The sequence below is a fragment of the Paenibacillus sp. GM1FR genome, from assembly GCF_002803315.1.
GTDB classification, from domain to species: Bacteria; Bacillota; Bacilli; order Paenibacillales; family Paenibacillaceae; genus Paenibacillus; species Paenibacillus amylolyticus.
On sequence record NZ_MKZL01000054.1, the window covers coordinates 1 to 16,288 of the forward strand.

Here is a 16,288-nt window from a genome sequence, read left to right on the forward strand (position 1 = left end):
TCCCTCCAGATTCAATAACATGTCACACGCGACATTGTATCGTTATGTTTACACCTATGAATCAGGGCCTGGATAATATGAGGGACAAACGACAAAAAAAGACGTGACCGCATGCGGTCACGTCTTTATTCCAGACTTCGTTGTACGAAAACGCTGCTCGTAGATCTCGTTTACCCGCTTTAAAACAGCAGGGCCTTGCTCTGTGAAACGAAGCGTTGTCGCTTTATTTTTAACCAGGAACGCACCGGATTCGTGTCTGGCTGGGGATAAGGCCGCATTGTAGAGCAACGAAGCGCCATGGCTTGGATGAGGAAAGAACCATTTCATGATAGGTTTGATATAGAAGGGCAGGCCGGATGTTTTGTTGCCCCTTAGCGTGTTATTTCCACCGGGATCTACGCTTAGTAATTGCATGCCATCCGCACTGGCAGACTTGGCAACCTCGCGTGTCCATAGGGATAAGCCGAGCTTCGAGGTGGCATAAGGACCAAACAGCTTTTTGAATTCGGCTGGACGTTCCAGGATGTTCATATCAAATTGTCTGACCATATTGAACGAGGTGGTGGAAGTATTAATAACTGTTTTCATCTGTCCTTTGAGTAATAGCTCAACTAATTCCATGTAGATGATGTAAGGGACTATCGTCTGAAGTTCAAAGTGCAGTTCATGCCCCTGATCAGAGAAACGAAGTTCGGCAGCGCTACCCCCGGCATTGTTAAACAAGACATCAATCGAATCGGTATCGGATTTAATTTGATCCAGTGCAGTTCTCAGACTGTCATAGTTGGTCAGGTTAGCCTGAACCCAACGGAGCTGGCCTGAACGTAAGGCGTTCTGAATATCGGTATCCTCGGATGGGAAAGCAGAACGGTTGAGACCGATTACCTGCCATCTCTCAGCGAGTAACCTGCGTGTCAGTTCAAGACCAATTCCTGACGTTGAACCTGTGATGAGAGCGGTGCGAAGCTGATTTTGTATATTCATATATACCTCCAGATAGAATGGGATTACAGAACGAATCTGTATGCTGCGCTCATTCTATAACTTGGAGTCGACTCCAAGTCAAGGGGTGTTGGGATGGAATGGATCATGCTTGACTTGGAGTCAGCTCCAAGTTGTAATATGGAGAGAAATGAATGTGGAGGAGGCCCATATGATGAGTGAGAATGAAGTGTTTTCCATTAAAGAAACGTCAGAACAGGCCGGATTATCAGAAGATACAATTCGTTATTATGAGAAGATTGGGCTGCTTCCCCGAGCGGAACGCAAAGCCAATCGCCATCGGGTATATCGCTCGGAGGATATCCATACGATGAAATTGATCACTTGCCTGAAAAAAACAGGAATGTCTCTGGAAGAAATGAAGCCTTATTTGCAGATGTCCATGGATTCCGATCTCGCAGATTTCCCGGAGGAACGGGAGATGCTGGTGAATTACCGGAAGAAAGTTGAAGCACAGATTGCTTCGCTACAGCAGGTGGTTGATTTTATCGACGAGAAGTTGGAGAAACGAAGTATGTATCCTGATGAATGTCCTATTACCGGGGAGAACCAGATGTCTGTTTTTGAAAAACAGAACCTATTCTCTTGATCGCGTTGCTGCCTATTTGAATCCGAAAACCCACGTCATGAGGACGCGGGTCTTTTTGCTGTTTCTAGTATTTAATATCGAGTGTATGACGAAGTCGTTTGATATCGCTTTTTGGAGGGAGACCATACATGCGGGCGTACTCCCGGCTGAATTGAGACGGACTTTCATAGCCAACCTGGAACGCAGCGTCGGCGGCATCGGTTGAACCTGCAAGCAACATTCGCCGGGCTTCATGCAATCGAATTTGTTTCTGGAATTGCAAAGGGCTCATGGCGGTAATGGCTTTGAAATGATGATGTAATGAGGAAGAACTCATGTTGATCATGGCAGCAAGTTGTTCAATCCGAAGTGGCTTAGCGTAATCAGATTGGATGACTTCGATCACCTCGGCGATGTGCTGTGCATGACTGTCCTGAATAGCAAACTGCTTGATGGAATGTCCATGTTGATCCTGGATAATACGATATAGAATTTCGCGGATAAACAGAGGGGCAAGGACGGGAATGTCTTCAGGTGTATCCAGCAGCCGAACCAATCGGATCACGGCTTCAAGAAGGGAAGGTTTGGTTGAGCTAACAAACAATCCTCTCCGTGTTGAATGGTCAGGTTTGGGTTGAGCAGAAGGGGTAGCGTGAATCAGATCGAAAATCTGCCCTGAATCAAAATCCAGTCGAATACATAGATAGGGATGTTCGGTTGTAGCCTGTACAACCTGTCCTGAAATAGGCAAGTTTACGGAAGCTACCAAATATTGTGACAGGTCGTAGGTGTAGCTCTCGCGGCCGAGTATAACTAATTTGGAACCTTGGGCGACAATGCAGAGGGAAGGCTGATAAACGGAATATATGGGTTGTGAGATCTCGGAGGCACGGATTAAGGCAAGGGATGGAATTGCTGTTGGATGTATCCCGTCACTTGGGGTGAAATGCTCAATAAGTTGAGCCAATTGTTGCTGCTGTTCCGTGATGCTCGTATCCGCTTCATTTGTTTTGATAAGCATGAATTGCAGCCCCCTTGTAAACCACGATTACTATTATTTTAAAACGCGCTGGAGGAATAGGCAAGAATATTGCGGGATTTTTCTATCGTACAACGACTGATCCTCTACATAATGGAGAGAAGCAACGGAATCTTTTGAAGCAGAGAGGAGTGAGAAACAATGGAGCGCAATTCAATGGGAGACCAACAAGAACCAAAACACCCGTATGTGGGAAACATATAGAATACGTGGATGATACGGGATTTACAGCGGATGGAGACTTCAGGGACGGCGTTTTGTACCATGCAGGCATGGTTTTGTATAGAGAAAATGTACAATAACAACCAAATAAGGAGCGATTTAATATGTCCAATGTAAAAGGAAAAGTTGTGGTCATTACCGGTGCGAGTAGTGGAATTGGCGAGTCAACAGCTCGATTGCTTGCACAGCATGGAGCACATGTAGTTATTGGAGCTAGACGTATGGAACGTTTGGAGGCATTGGCCTCCTCCATTCGTTTGGAGGGCGGATCGGTGGAGTATCATTCGCTGGATGTTACCAGATTGGAAGAGATGCAAACCATCGTTGACCTCGCTCAAACTCGCTATGGACGTGTCGATGTTATTTTAAATAACGCTGGAGTTATGCCGCTATCTCCCCTTGAATCGTTAAAAGTAGATGAGTGGAATCGCATGATAGATGTTAACATTCGTGGTGTTCTGCATGGCATTGCGGCTGGACTGCCCGTCATGAAAAAGCAGGGTTTCGGCCAGTTTATTAATATCGCCTCTATTGGAGCCTATGCCGTGTCACCAACGGCAGCGGTGTATTGTGCAACCAAATACGCGGTCCGCGCCATTTCGGAGGGGTTGCGACAGGAAGTAGGCGGAGATATCCGTGTAACCCTTGTATCACCGGGCGTGACGGAATCGGAACTCGCGGATACGATTTCTGATGAAGAAGCACGTGATCTCATGAAAGAGTATCGGCGCATATCGATTCCCGCCTCGGCGATTGCGCAAAGTATATTGTTCGCCATTAGCCAGCCGGCAGAGGTGGACGTAAATGAGATTGTAGTGAGACCGACAGCAAGCATGGCTTAAGTTCAGATCCTCTTTTGGTATATAATAGATTCAATTGATACGAAAAGAGGAATAGTGCAGTGACATTACAACAACTAAAATATGTGATCGAAGTTGCCACGCGCGGTTCCATGAATGAAGCAGCCAAAAGGTTGTTTATCTCGCAACCCAGCCTTTCGAATGCCATTCGGGATCTGGAGCAGGAGTTGCGAATTACTATTTTTGAACGTACCAATAAGGGAATATCTCTGTCTAAAGAAGGCGTTGAGTTTCTGAGTTATGCACGTCAGGTGGTAGAACAAGCTGAATTGCTGGAGAATCGTTATCTGAACGCCAAGCCATCCCCGCAGCACTTCTCCGTATCGACGCAGCATTATGCGTTTGCAGTGAATGCCTTTGTTCGTCTGGTACAGCAGTATGGTCAGGATGAATACGAGTTGGCGCTTCGGGAGACAAAGACCTACGAGATTATTCAGGACGTGAAAAGCCTGCGCAGTGAAATTGGCATCCTGTATTTGAATGAGTTCAATGCCAAGGTGATTAACAAATTGTTAAAAGATGCGGGATTGGTTTTCACGAGTTTGTTCACAGCCAAGCCTCATATCTTTATCAGTGTGAAGAACCCGCTGGCGAAGCAGGAGTCGGTTGCAATCGAGCAACTGCAGGATTATCCGTACTTGTCATTTGATCAGGGAGAGTACAATTCCTTTCACTTTTCCGAAGAGATCCTAAGTACGTTATCTCACCCCAAAAGCATACAGGTCAATGACCGCGCAACATTGTTTAACCTGTTGATTGGTCTGAATGGTTATACGATCTCTACAGGTGTACTTAGCGCTGATCTGAACGGAGACGAGATCATTCCTGTACCGCTGGAATGTGAGGAGTCCATTAATGTAGGGTGGATAAGCCACAAGAGCACTTCTCTCTCTAATCTGGGTGTAGCATATGTCCAGGCTCTGCATGAGGCCATAGGGTCTTAGAAGTGTTAAAACGTTCATCAAAAGGCCGTTTCCGAATGAGTCGGAACGGTTTTTTGTTGTACTATGATCTTTAAAGTATAGGGTGGTATGTTGTCATCCCGTGTAATAGAATGAAGGTATATGTCGAATGTGTGCAATAGATTGAAGGGAGAACGGTTAGTGAGAGTTCTGTATCGGAATAAAAGTGAACAGCATGAGCTGACGGTATATGATACCAAAAAGCTTTATGGAGAGAAGGGCCAGTTTCGTGTATTAGAATTCTCCAACGCAGCTGTGCAGGGAGCCATGGATCTGGATGAGCCTAACCGGATGGTGTTGGAGTATCCGAGAGCGATAGTGCATCTAATGGAACGGAATGATCCTGAGTTTGATACCGTATTTGTGGTGGGACATGGTATTGGCACATTGCCAACCTACTTGTCTCATCGTCAGGTAAAGGTGGCTGAGCTTGACGCAGAGGTCGTGGAGTTGAGCCGGACCTTTTTTGGATATGAGGGAAGTCCTGTGCTTATTGGGGATGGTCGTGAATTATTGGGCCAGGAACCTGCTGCGTCATATGATTATATTATTATTGATGCCTTTACGGCAACGGGTACACCCGAGCAGTTTATATCCAGTGATTTTTTTGCCATGGTCAAGGACAAGCTGGACTCGAACGGAGCTGTGATCCTTAATGTGTTCGGGCGTGCGGGCAATGATCGGCTTGTCAATGCGATCTATACGACACTTCAGGCACAGTTTGCCTATACACGTGCATTCGCATTACCTACAGAAACAGCGGATGAAGTTCAAAATCGCATTTTAATGGGTAGTCATCACCCGATCGAATTTCAGGTTCGTCAGATGGCAGGGTTTGTTGAACAAGAGCCAGAAGAAGGATATATCATTGTCGATTAGGGCGATCCTGAACAGTGATTCTTCCAGGGAAAGTAAAATGTCATTAAATCGTCAATCTTACGATGTAATTGTTAAGATTTCTCAGTCTCTTTATTTGATCTTAACAACTTTCGTATAAGATAGAAGGAATATGCTTTTTCATGAAAATCCGGGGGAAGTAAACGATGATTGCACAGATCAAGAGATCTAGAAGATTACGAAGAAAAATAAAAAACATCAAGAAGATCAGCCTCACGGCTTTACTCGGCGGGTTGGTCACTATTTCAGTTATAATGACATTGACCCTCATGGTCATCTCATCTTATACATCTCAGAAACAGTCACTCATTGATAACACCCTGTCCCTAAACTATGCAAGCGCTGTGCAAATGAGCCAAACGCTGGATTCGCTTTTTTATTCCATGCAGGAGAGCTTGAAATATGCAGCCAATTATTTCCCGGATATGGATCACTCCAATACAAAAGAGTTGAATTCCACATTGGATTTGGTTCGCAATAGCAGTAATTTTTTCAATTCCGTTTCTTTGGTAGATAAAGCGGGAGTAGTTAGGTCTACCTCACCTTACTCACAGGCTAGCGTAGGTCACCATGTTAGTTCCAATGCAGCAAAAGAAGCGGTTAGCTTGAGGACTTCGTATATCTCCGAAGCGTACCAGACACCCAGAACCAAACGCAGAATTGTATTTGTCAGTGAACCGATCTTTGATTCGGCAGGGGAGTACCAAGGAACGATTGGTGGAAATATCTTTTTACAGGAAAATAATATATTGAGTCTGTCTTTTGGCAGTCAGCTCAAGACAAGTAATGGGTCCTACTTTTTTATTGTGGATAAGAAGGGCACTTTGTTATTTCACCCTAACACCAACCGAATTGGTGAAAATGTCAGTAAAAATGAAGTGGTGCAAAAGCTGCTAGTAAACAAGCACGGTAAAGAACAATACAAAAACCTGGCAGGTGTGGATTCGCTTGCAGGTTATTACAAAGTTCCATCAACAGATTGGGGCGTCGTAATCGTGTCTCCAACCCAAACGGTGTACGATCAGTTGAATCATCATATCCGTATGTTGTTACTGTACACCTCAGTGCCTTTCCTGATCCTGACCCTTATTGTGGTTCGGGTTGCACGCAAGCTGGCCAGTCCTTTTGCTATGCTGGCTGATTTGGTGAATCAGGTCGATAAGGGACAAGTAGAACTGCCTGTGATGAAACCTCACTGGAATAGAGAGGCAGACCTTCTAACAAGAGCAGTTGTTGGCGCATTGGCGAACTTTAGGAAACAGACAAACCAACTTGTCTATGATGCCAGAACAGATGTTTTAACAGGCATGAACAATCGCAGAACCTTCGAAGAAGTCATTCAGGAATGGATTCAGGATGAGGCGCCATTCTCCATTATTGTTCTGGATATCGACCGCTTCAAGTCCATTAATGATACATTCGGGCATCATGCTGGGGATGAAGTATTGAAACACATTGCCAATATCATTCAATTGTCTGTTCGACCAGAAGATGTCTGCGCCCGGTTTGGTGGAGAGGAATTTGTAGTCTTGTTAAGAAATTCCGAGTCTAACGTCGCTTTTGAGATTGCTGAACGTATCCGAATAACGGTCGAAGAAAGCGTATTGCCTATAGATCGTTCCGTGACCATCTCGGCTGGAATTGCTGAATATCCCAAGCACTCCACAACATCCACAGAACTGTTTCACCTGGCGGATAATGCATTGTATCAAGCGAAGGAAGAGGGACGTAACCGTACGGTTACGATCCAATCGGTTATTAAATAAGCAAGCAAAGAAGCTGTTCCCTTAAAAACCAGGGACAGCTTCTTTTGTGTACTATACCTCTTGTGAGGATCTGGCCAGAACCTCATTTGTATACGTTTCTCCCCAATCTCGCATGCTGAAGATAATCGGCCGTAACGTTTCACCAAATGGTGTGAGGGAATACTCCACTTTAGGTGGGATCTGGGGGTATATTTCACGATGAACAATTCCGCTGCTTTCCAACTCTCGAAGTTGCAGGGTGAGCATACGCTGGGTAATGTCAGGAAACAATTTTCGGATCTCGTTAAATCTCAAAGGACCGGAGAATAAATGATACAAAATGGCACCTTTCCATTTGCCTCCGATCACACTGAGGGTAACTTCCACGGAACAGCCGTATGGCGCGGGACATAGCTTGGTTGCGTCCTTTTTCATTATAACTACACCTCCACTTTACGGTGATTTTCTATAGTATCTATTTGGGTGGTTATATTACATAAAGTACGTATAGTTCATGAATGAGCATATCACTTATGATGCAGATTATAAACCCTAACTCTAGGGCAAGGCAGATGTGCTGATGTCTATAATATAAAAAAGAGCCCCGGTTTCAGGCTCTTCGCTGGATGTATAAAATATGATGATGAGCGTATATACGCTACTTCAGTGACGATAGAATGGAGTCACATAGAGCCATCGTTGCAATATTATCCTTGGCACTGGAATGTGGGACAGTCTGATTCTGGCAACACGCGATGAAGTGCGCCATTTCACCAACAAACCCGCGTAGATAAAGGTCACGATAAGCTCCTGACATGGGAGATCCGGAAGGTGTATATACAATATCTTGCTCCTCGAGAGATTTCCAGGGAAGGCTGGTCGAGCTCCGGGATTGATGAACAGTAAGTATGTTGATCTCTTCAGCTGACGCAAATCCGTTGTCAAAGGTGACGAGTACACTTTCACTCTCCCGTGACCAAGCACTCATGCCGGTAAAATAAGCGCTACCTACTACGTTATTTTCAAATACAAGGGAAATGCTTTGATTAATGTGTTCCCCATCCTTCACGGTTGTACCTGTAACTCGTATTACTTCTCCGAATAAGTAACGCATCAGATCGACCATATGAATGGCAGCGAGCTTCATGAACTGTTCCTCATCCTTGCAAAATGGGGTACTGTCTACAGCGAATTTCATCTGGAATGAACGTACCTTACCTAGCGAACCACTATCAATTAGCTCCTTCAGCTTCATGTATATGGGGGCATAACGTTTCATAAAACCGACCATGACAACGACGCCAGCCTGCTCGGCAGCTTCTGCTACAGTGGCGGCTTCCGCTGCGTTCCATCCGAGCGGCTTATCCACGTATACATTCTTGCCAGCCCGAATGCATTCGAGAACAAGAGCGGTCTGATCTACAGGCTGGGCGACCACAACGACTCCGTCACAGATTTCCTGCTGCAACATAAGCTGAGCATTATCATACGCTTGTCCGTTGCTGCCAAATCGCAGCAGAGTTGCTTCAGAGCGTTCCATACTGCGTGTGGCAATGGCCTGGATCTGCGCTCCGGCTTCAACAACAGAAGGGTAAATATTCGTGGACGCATGAAACCCGGCACCGATAAAGCACAGATGGGTTGTTTTCAAGGTGGATCTCTCCTTCATTTTTGCATTCTTATGGATGGTATATTTGTTGTTTAATGCTACGATAGGGTGTTTGAAGTTGAGAAAAAAGGACATATGTCCTTTTCTTGAATGAATAAAAAAGAAGTTGCATTTTTATTTTGGAGCATGTATACTCTGAATTACGGTAAAACAAGGAATTGTTTCACCGGAACGCTTTTCATCGATGGATGAGGAGATACATATTATGCGGTCGTGGCGGAATTGGCAGACGCGCACGGTTCAGGTCCGTGTGGGCTAACCCCCGTGGAGGTTCGAGTCCTCTCGACCGCATCTAACAAAAAAAAGGTTCGTGAGTTGCTCTAGGGCAATTCACGAACCTTTTTTTATTTTGTGGAACATTCGTGTGAAGCCTACATTTTGCTACCAGCATGCCAATGCTAATGTTGCCGCTGGCGCAGAATGACTGCCGTGATGATCCCGGCAATGGCTCCTGCAATACCAAATAGCGTTACACTGGCAACCACTTCAACCGACTGGAGACGAAACAAAAAAGCGATACCGCTGCCAAAAGTGGTTCCGGCGAGAAATCCGAGCGAAATTCCTAATTCTTTCGTTAATTTCATTGCTTCACCTACTTGGAAATGTGAGATATGGATTTGCAAATATTGGGTACAGGCAGTAAAGTGTGATCAGGAAAATCATCACATTTTATTTCCTTTTTTATCTTGTGGTTTTAACCCGTTTATTATGCATGATATCTCATATGGGAGGGTAAGAGCGAATGAATATGAACGAACGAATTGCAGCATGGAATGAGGAAGCACAGCAGTGTGCTTGCGGTCATCAACACCGAGTGGTGGATATGCTGATACATCTGGAAGCTGGGGCCATTCAGAGGTTACCGGGTTATTTGTCTGAGAAAAGATATCGTCAGGTGACGGTTGTTTATGATCGACATACGTTTCGGGCCGCCGGATCTGATGTGCTGAGTAGTATTCGCGAAGCGGGAATGCATGTGGATGAGATCGCTCTACCGGAGAATCGCACGGGGGATATCATTGCGGATGAAGCAGCTATTGTGCAGGTTATGTTGGGTGTGAGACTCGAAAGTCAGGCTGTAATTGCGGTGGGTTCAGGTACCATTCATGATCTGGTGAGATTTGTTTGTTCCAAAATGAATAAGCCCTTTCTGTCGATACCGACAGCGGCTTCAGTAGATGGCTTTACCTCTGCGGGTGCACCCTTAATTGTAAGCGGAATCAAACAGACATTTCAGGCTGTTCCGCCTGAAGCCATTTTTGCCGATATGAATATCCTGGAGCAAGCTCCCCAAGTGATGACGGCTGCCGGATTCGGAGATATGCTTGGCAAATATACTTCCCTTGCAGATTGGATTGTTTCTCGTGATCTGGGCGGGGAACCGTTCTGTCCGGTTGCTTATCGGATGACAGAAGAAGCGCTGAATACCTGCATAGATCATGTACAAGCGATTGCGGAGGGGCGAGCAGAGGGAGTAGCTGTATTAATGGACGCATTAATTGTTTCCGGTATCTCCATGCTGATCATCGACCATTCCCGTCCGGCATCCGGAGGTGAGCATCATCTGTCCCATATTTTGGAGATGGATCTGATGCAAGCGGGAGAAAGACCGGTTCTGCATGGTGCCAAAGTTGGTGTAGCATGTGCATTGCTTACAGTGAAATATAAAGAACTTGCACAGACATCGGGTGAACCAGTGTTTGGGATATATGATCAATTGCCGGAGGCTTCTCAGCTCATCGCATGGTTGGAACAAGTAGGTGGACCTGTGACTACTGAGCAACTCGGTGTAACCCCTGAGATGGTGGAACATGCATTCAACACAGCGCATACGCTTCGTCCTCGATATACCGGATTGAGATATATCAATGAAGTGTTAAACACGAGTTTAGGATGACCTTTTAGAGAGAATGATCATGATGAAATGCTTTAACTTCGCTTGTAACGGGCTGTGATGGCTCTCCTTGGGAGCAAAAGGTGAAAAAGGGTACGTTATCTGACATTTCTGATGGAGTAGCCAGAACAGTGCTTCAAATCCGAGAGACGAGGCATACATTTTATTTTAAAAAAGGCTCTGGCCTCCCTATGGGGAGATCAGAGCCTTTTGGCTGTTCGCTTATTTAGTTGTTGCGACGATCTTTCAAGATGACATCTGCGAACAAAATAGTTTTCGGGATACGGAAAAATTGCTCCGCTTGTTCCTGAAATGCAGCAGAAGGCAGTGTTCCCTGATGCAGCCATTTGCGGAAAGTGCCGGGATGAACCCCGATCCAGTGGCTGACATCTGTCACCGACAGATCATGGACCATACACAAGCCTGTCAAAATACGGTTACTAACCGGAGAACGGGTCACCGTACGCTTCATGAAGCGAGATGACTCGGGTTGACATATGACAGGGCTATTACGCACAACTTCTTCATTGAAGAGAATATGACGCGGGTAGCCGAGTAATTGGCAAGTCTTGTCCAAATTGGTACTGCCGGGTATCCGTCCTTCATATACCCACGCACTGACACTGCGTGAAGAGATGGAGAGGTCTTCAGCAAGCTGGGACAACTTGATATCATTGGCCATCAGCACGGCAAGAAGAACACGATTGCGGATTTGACAGCGTGTCGGTTTTCGGAATCGTTTAACACGGACGCCTTTTCCCAAGTATTTACGGTTGATCAGAGACCACGCCTGGATGGAATGTTGTTCTGGTTGATTAGGCATATTTCCTCCGATTTTTTTTAACCAAATACTACAATAAACAACGGGGTACTTTCAAGTGCCGGGATTACCGGTTACAAATGCGTCAATGCGTCAATTCACGATAAAGAGGGAACTACGAACTAGACTATGCGCAATTCACATCCTAGTATATTCCTAGATTACAATGTTTCACTAAAAATGAGGGGAGAAATTGGACAGGAATAAAAATAATATAGTTCTAATTACTTATTACTAGGTCTAAAGAACTTTTATCTGTTTTTTGTTGATATGATGCGGTTTATTTCCCTGAATTCCCCAAAAGCATGTGATTTTCGTTCCCCTGTTGTGAAGAGGATGTGCACAAATCTGAAATGATAAATCCGCATGTTCAGCATGACATGTGACCTGTCAAATCTCTTACTTTTACATATATTGTATGATACTCAAGTGTAAAGGAGAGGTGAGGAACGTGCATCTATCTGTGAATACCTTTGCTGTCATCTCGGGAGCATTTGTTACGTTTGCTTTTGGCGGATGGGATCAATTGCTGAGCCTGCTCGCGGTCGCGATGGCTGTGGATTATATAACAGGTTTGGCAGCGGCGGTAAGAACAGGTACCGGCTTGAATAGCAACATTGGATTCTGGGGGATTGCCCGCAAAGGGCTCATGCTGACCGTTGTTTTGCTTGCTCATCGAATTGATCTGATCATGGGAACCGATTTTATCAAAGGCGGAGCTATTTATTTCTATCTGGTGAATGAACTCATTTCGATTACCGAGAATTATGCCAAAATCGGTCTTCCATTGCCTGCAAAGCTCAGACAGGCCATTGCAGTGTTGAAGAAACAGGAGGATCAGGAGTATCTGACGAATCGTGAATGGTCCAAACCGCAGCAAACCCCGGACAACATCAAACAGCAGGCTGAAACAGGACAAACTTTGCAGGATGACTCCGTGAAACAGACAGAGGATGGATCTCAAAAGAAATCCGAATCGAAAGGAAACGGTTCGGATTAGTTTTTCTTATCAAGAGAACGTTTCCAAGTATCCTTTCGTAATAGAGAACGTTATGATATATTTTGGATACATGAAAATTCATTCATTTCTACTATTATATTAAACGAGGTGTTTGCCCAGATGATAAAACATATTGTCCTGTTCAAAATGAAAGATCGCTCAGCAGAAAGCATTGAAGCTGCAGCTCAGGTGCTTCGCAATCTGGAAGGTAAAATTGATGTCCTGGTTTCACTTGAAATCGGGATTGATGTGCTTCGCTCGGAGAGATCGTTCGACATTTCACTCACAGCGGAGTTTGCGTCACTGGAGGATCTCCAGGCGTATCAGGTACACCCGCTTCATCAGGAAGTTATCAAGTACATGAACGAAGTCAGAGAACAGTCAATTGCAGTGGACTACGAAATCTGATCTTTCATTCAAACTACGTTGAGATAAAGGGGACTCTGCATGAGCGATTTAAGAGACGTTATGGAATTTCTATATATTTTTGTTGTGTTTCTAATCGCTTGTCCTGTGATGATATTCTGGCTTAAGCGAAGAGGGAAACGGAACCGATAACTCACTGAACGGGAAGTGAACGAATGTATTATGTGAACAGAGAACAGATTGCCCGCCGGCTTGCTGCTGTACCAGAAGTAGCTGAAGGGCTTCGCGGGGCAGCAGAAGCTTGGGATGGGAGTCTCATGCTGGGTATGGTACAGGAACGTTGTCTTCACCTGGCGATCGAGATTGTTACCGATGTGGGAAGTTATCTGATAGACGGCTTTATCATGAGAGATGCAAGCAGCTATGATGATATTATTCAGATTAATTATGAAGAAAAGGTTTTTGATAATCCGACCTATGAGATATTGCGTCGGCTTGTCACGTTACGCAAGCCACTGGTGCAGGATTATTACACTTGGGAGCGGTCTGAGCTCCATCCACTTAGCGTAGAGTTGCCGAGTATACTTGAACATTTTACTACTCAGGTTAGCGCCTACGTGGAAAAAGAACTTGGTCCTTTCAATACGGCACAGGCCGAGGGACAGCGTAAGGAATGAGGGAAATCGCATGACAAATGAATCAAAAGAATTCAATGAAGTAAATACTGAAAGTAACGAAACAAATGAAACACCTTCCGGGTTCCATCCGGTGTATATGGTTGAACTTTTGTTCCGGGAACGTCCAGAGGTGGATCGCCTGCGTTTGCAGGAAGCTATGATCCGTCATACAGGACAAGTCCGACTGGATGTGAAACAAGAGAGCGGAGGGCAAAAGCATGAGATGCTTGTCTTCTATCATCTGGACCACAAGGTATCCTTCCAGGAAGGGGATATCCCTGCTCAGACTTGCATGCTTCCTGTGAATGAAATCGCAGATCGTGCTCGCTTTGGCGGTGCTCTGCAACAAGCATGGCATTGGCCGGATGCAGGACAAGCTGTGGAAGCTGCGCGTTACTCCATTCGGATACATGATATGTTCACGGCTGCCATGCCTCGTAAACAGCGCCTGGAGCTGTTTCAGAAGACTGTACTGGCAATTATGGAGAGTGTGACCTGTGACGCACTGTATTGGTATGGCAGTGATAAGCTGGTTGAACCGGAAGCATATACGCAAGCTCAGGAACGTGAGGAACATCTGTATGCAGCCATGAATGTTCGAATGTATCAAGCCGGAGGTACAGAGGAACAGCGCGGGTTGGTCATGGATACCGTGGGATTATCTGCGCTGGGTGTACCTGATGTCCAGTGTCACTTCGTCGGTCTTGATCCCGATACGGTGGCTCAGACCTTACTGGGTGCAGCGTATTACATATTTGATCAGGGGGATGTTCTGCAAGATGGACAGACGCTGGGTTCTTCAGGTGGACGTCGCTGGCGTTGTGAACATCAGGCGGCATTGATTGCACCTGGACGATATGTGATTGATTTGGACCCGGGGGATGAGCATGCCGCGGCTGATCTCGAGCCGGCTCGTCAGAACTGAGTTTAAGCCGTCATTTGCATCCATTCAAAAAGGGCGTTCAGATTATTTTTAACATCTGGAGTGTCAAGTCAAGCCTGTGCTGCTTATAATGCATCAACAGAGTAGGCATTCGCCCGGATGGCTGAGCGACAGACCGTTGCTTCTGATCCGGTACTTAAACAATAGTAAAGGGAGAGATGTGACGTGAAGGATTCTAACAAAAGTTTGTTGTGGGGAGCTCTTATTGGCTCCGTGGTTGGTTCAGTAACGGCATTATTGCTGGCACCAAAATCGGGCCGTGAACTTCGTCAGGATATTACAGAAGGTGCTCGTCAGGTATCGGAGAAAGGTCAGGAACTGGCTGGTATCGTGGGAGAACAAAGTTCGCAGATCGTATCCAAAGTTAAAGAGACCGCAGATGTCGTGATTCAGGATATTCAATCCTGGCGCAATTGCGCTGAAGGGAAAGAAATTCGCATATCGGCAGCCATTGTGGATAATGATATCGATAAAACAGTGGATGAACCCGGAATTGACATCGTAGCGAAGCTTCCTGCGGATGAGTCCAAGGACGACAACTAAGCAAAGCTTGGGATAAGCAGGCTTTCCTCTATTTAGAGGAGAGCCTGCTTTGTTGCGTGTCCACACATAGATGACGTAGCGCGTGGATTTAATTTGAACCCTGCAATGAAATCGGGTAAGATGTAGGTACCTTTTTGCCGGAATGTTCATACGGTAGGAAGAAAGCTCTGAGAAACAATCGTTTTGAGAACCAATTCAATGAAGAAGGAAGCGGTGTGTTCGTGCAGCAAGCAATCGCTATATTAGACTCCGGTGTGGGGGGATTGACCGTCGCCAAGGAAGTGATGCGTCAGCTCCCGCGGGAAAAGATCATTTATTTTGGGGATACTGCCCGGACACCGTACGGACCCCGTTCGTCCGAACAAGTAAAACAATTTACGGAACAAATCGTTGATTTCTTGATCCAATTCGATCCGAAGGTTATCGTTATCGCCTGTAACACAGCAACAGCAGCCGCGTTGGAGTATATCCGTGGCAAGGTGAATATGCCTGTCATTGGTGTTATACATCCAGGTGCGCGGGCCGCAATCACAGCGACACGTACAGGACGTATTGGTGTGATTGGTACCACGGGTACCATAGGTAGTGGGGCTTATACATCGGCACTCAAACAGTTGTCCCCCTATATTGATGTGGTCAGTCAGGCTTGTCCGGCGCTGGTGCCGTTGGTGGAACAAGGTGAATTTCGTTCCGAGCACACGACACATACGGTGGAACAATCATTGGGCGAGATCAAACAACAGCCAATCGATTGTCTTATTCTGGGTTGTACGCATTATCCCTTTCTCATGGACACGATTCAGGAAGTTATGGGACAGGAAGTGAAGTTAATCAGTTCAGCAGATGAAACGGCACGTGAAATCAGTACGATTTTATATGACAAACGAAAGCTGGCCAGTGGGGATGAGACTCCGGTGCATCAATTTTTCTGCACGGGTGACCCGCGTATGTTCCAGAATATCACCCGCCGATGGTTGGGGGAGCAGATCTCCAAGACCCCTGTTGTCTGGCAAGTTACGCAATTATCATAGTTATACTCAAATTATGCATGAATAAGACTTTTAATTAATGTATTTTGGTT

Annotated in this window: 17 protein-coding genes, 1 tRNA gene and 2 pseudogenes; 14 read left to right on the top strand and 6 right to left on the bottom strand. The window is 45.7% G+C overall.

What is annotated here, in order from left to right; translation table 11 throughout:
- Positions 1 to 117: 117 nt before the first annotated feature.
- Positions 118 to 984 (bottom strand): SDR family NAD(P)-dependent oxidoreductase, encoded by an 867-nt coding sequence (locus tag PAEAM_RS24215; RefSeq protein WP_100529275.1) that lies wholly within the window; start codon positions 982 to 984, stop codon positions 118 to 120.
- A gap of 169 nt (positions 985 to 1,153) precedes the next feature.
- On the opposite strand from PAEAM_RS24215, the gene PAEAM_RS24220 reads away from it, so the two are divergent.
- A complete protein-coding gene (locus PAEAM_RS24220) occupies positions 1,154 to 1,591 on the top strand; it encodes a MerR family transcriptional regulator (RefSeq protein WP_100529276.1) in 438 nt (145 codons plus the stop codon).
- A gap of 64 nt (positions 1,592 to 1,655) precedes the next feature.
- On the opposite strand, the gene PAEAM_RS24225 is transcribed toward PAEAM_RS24220, so the two are convergent.
- Positions 1,656 to 2,591, bottom strand: a complete 936-nt coding sequence (locus PAEAM_RS24225; RefSeq protein ID WP_100529277.1) for an AraC family transcriptional regulator — start codon at positions 2,589 to 2,591, stop codon at positions 1,656 to 1,658.
- 203 nt (positions 2,592 to 2,794) lie between these two features.
- On the opposite strand from PAEAM_RS24225, the pseudogene PAEAM_RS24230 reads away from it, so the two are divergent.
- From PAEAM_RS24230 to PAEAM_RS24250, 5 genes and pseudogenes are all read left to right on the top strand, one after another.
- Positions 2,795 to 2,911, top strand: a pseudogene (locus tag PAEAM_RS24230) (Atu4866 domain-containing protein); the annotation flags it as partial.
- 24 nt (positions 2,912 to 2,935) lie between these two features.
- Positions 2,936 to 3,673, top strand: coding sequence for an SDR family oxidoreductase (locus PAEAM_RS24235; protein ID WP_100529278.1), 738 nt, complete (start codon positions 2,936 to 2,938; stop codon positions 3,671 to 3,673).
- A 59-nt stretch (positions 3,674 to 3,732) separates the two neighbouring features.
- The gene (locus PAEAM_RS24240) at positions 3,733 to 4,635 is read left to right on the top strand and encodes a LysR family transcriptional regulator (RefSeq protein WP_017689438.1); all 903 of its coding nucleotides are present in this window, start codon (positions 3,733 to 3,735) and stop codon (positions 4,633 to 4,635) included.
- A 159-nt stretch (positions 4,636 to 4,794) separates the two neighbouring features.
- Positions 4,795 to 5,532, top strand: a complete 738-nt coding sequence (locus PAEAM_RS24245) for a spermidine synthase (protein WP_100529279.1) — start codon at positions 4,795 to 4,797, stop codon at positions 5,530 to 5,532.
- Between the two features lie 272 nt (positions 5,533 to 5,804).
- Positions 5,805 to 7,316, top strand: a complete 1,512-nt coding sequence (locus tag PAEAM_RS24250; protein WP_347707911.1) for a sensor domain-containing diguanylate cyclase — start codon at positions 5,805 to 5,807, stop codon at positions 7,314 to 7,316.
- A 51-nt stretch (positions 7,317 to 7,367) separates the two neighbouring features.
- On the opposite strand, the gene PAEAM_RS24255 is transcribed toward PAEAM_RS24250, so the two are convergent.
- Positions 7,368 to 7,730: a winged helix-turn-helix transcriptional regulator gene (locus PAEAM_RS24255; RefSeq protein WP_036609739.1), complete on the bottom strand. Its 363-nt coding sequence runs from the start codon at positions 7,728 to 7,730 to the stop codon at positions 7,368 to 7,370.
- 223 nt (positions 7,731 to 7,953) lie between these two features.
- Positions 7,954 to 8,946: a Gfo/Idh/MocA family protein gene (locus PAEAM_RS24260; RefSeq protein WP_100529280.1), complete on the bottom strand. Its 993-nt coding sequence runs from the start codon at positions 8,944 to 8,946 to the stop codon at positions 7,954 to 7,956.
- A 225-nt stretch (positions 8,947 to 9,171) separates the two neighbouring features.
- Here PAEAM_RS24260 and PAEAM_RS24265 point away from each other — a divergent pair.
- A tRNA-Leu gene (locus tag PAEAM_RS24265) sits at positions 9,172 to 9,255 on the top strand.
- Positions 9,256 to 9,362: 107 nt separating this feature from the next.
- Here the strand turns inward: PAEAM_RS24265 and PAEAM_RS24270 are convergent.
- Entirely contained in the window at positions 9,363 to 9,548 is a 186-nt protein-coding gene (locus PAEAM_RS24270) for a hypothetical protein (protein ID WP_036609735.1), read from the bottom strand.
- Positions 9,549 to 9,706: 158 nt separating this feature from the next.
- Here PAEAM_RS24270 and PAEAM_RS24275 point away from each other — a divergent pair, with 158 nt between their 5' ends.
- Positions 9,707 to 10,861, top strand: a complete 1,155-nt coding sequence (locus tag PAEAM_RS24275; protein ID WP_100529281.1) for a sn-glycerol-1-phosphate dehydrogenase — start codon at positions 9,707 to 9,709, stop codon at positions 10,859 to 10,861.
- Between the two features lie 223 nt (positions 10,862 to 11,084).
- Here the strand turns inward: PAEAM_RS24275 and PAEAM_RS24280 are convergent, their stop codons facing one another.
- Complete coding sequence (locus PAEAM_RS24280; RefSeq protein WP_017689431.1) at positions 11,085 to 11,681, bottom strand: helix-turn-helix domain-containing protein; 597 nt, start codon at positions 11,679 to 11,681, stop codon at positions 11,085 to 11,087.
- 448 nt (positions 11,682 to 12,129) lie between these two features.
- Here PAEAM_RS24280 and PAEAM_RS24285 point away from each other — a divergent pair.
- From PAEAM_RS24285 to racE, 6 genes and pseudogenes are all read left to right on the top strand, one after another.
- Positions 12,130 to 12,513: pseudogene (locus PAEAM_RS24285) on the top strand (phage holin family protein); the annotation flags it as partial.
- Positions 12,514 to 12,798: 285 nt separating this feature from the next.
- Positions 12,799 to 13,086, top strand: coding sequence for a Dabb family protein (locus PAEAM_RS24290; protein WP_017689429.1), 288 nt, complete (start codon positions 12,799 to 12,801; stop codon positions 13,084 to 13,086).
- A gap of 173 nt (positions 13,087 to 13,259) precedes the next feature.
- Positions 13,260 to 13,721 carry a DUF86 domain-containing protein gene (locus PAEAM_RS24295; protein ID WP_100529282.1) on the top strand — a complete coding sequence of 154 codons (462 nt, stop codon included), beginning with the start codon at positions 13,260 to 13,262 and terminating at the stop codon, positions 13,719 to 13,721.
- A 10-nt stretch (positions 13,722 to 13,731) separates the two neighbouring features.
- Entirely contained in the window at positions 13,732 to 14,646 is a 915-nt protein-coding gene (locus tag PAEAM_RS24300) for a DUF4261 domain-containing protein (RefSeq protein ID WP_076249925.1), read from the top strand.
- 183 nt (positions 14,647 to 14,829) lie between these two features.
- Positions 14,830 to 15,207 carry a YtxH domain-containing protein gene (locus tag PAEAM_RS24305; RefSeq protein WP_017689426.1) on the top strand — a complete coding sequence of 126 codons (378 nt, stop codon included), beginning with the start codon at positions 14,830 to 14,832 and terminating at the stop codon, positions 15,205 to 15,207.
- A gap of 221 nt (positions 15,208 to 15,428) precedes the next feature.
- Positions 15,429 to 16,238 (top strand): glutamate racemase, encoded by an 810-nt coding sequence (gene racE, locus PAEAM_RS24310; protein WP_076249991.1) that lies wholly within the window; start codon positions 15,429 to 15,431, stop codon positions 16,236 to 16,238.
- The last annotated feature ends 50 nt before the right edge of the window (positions 16,239 to 16,288 follow it).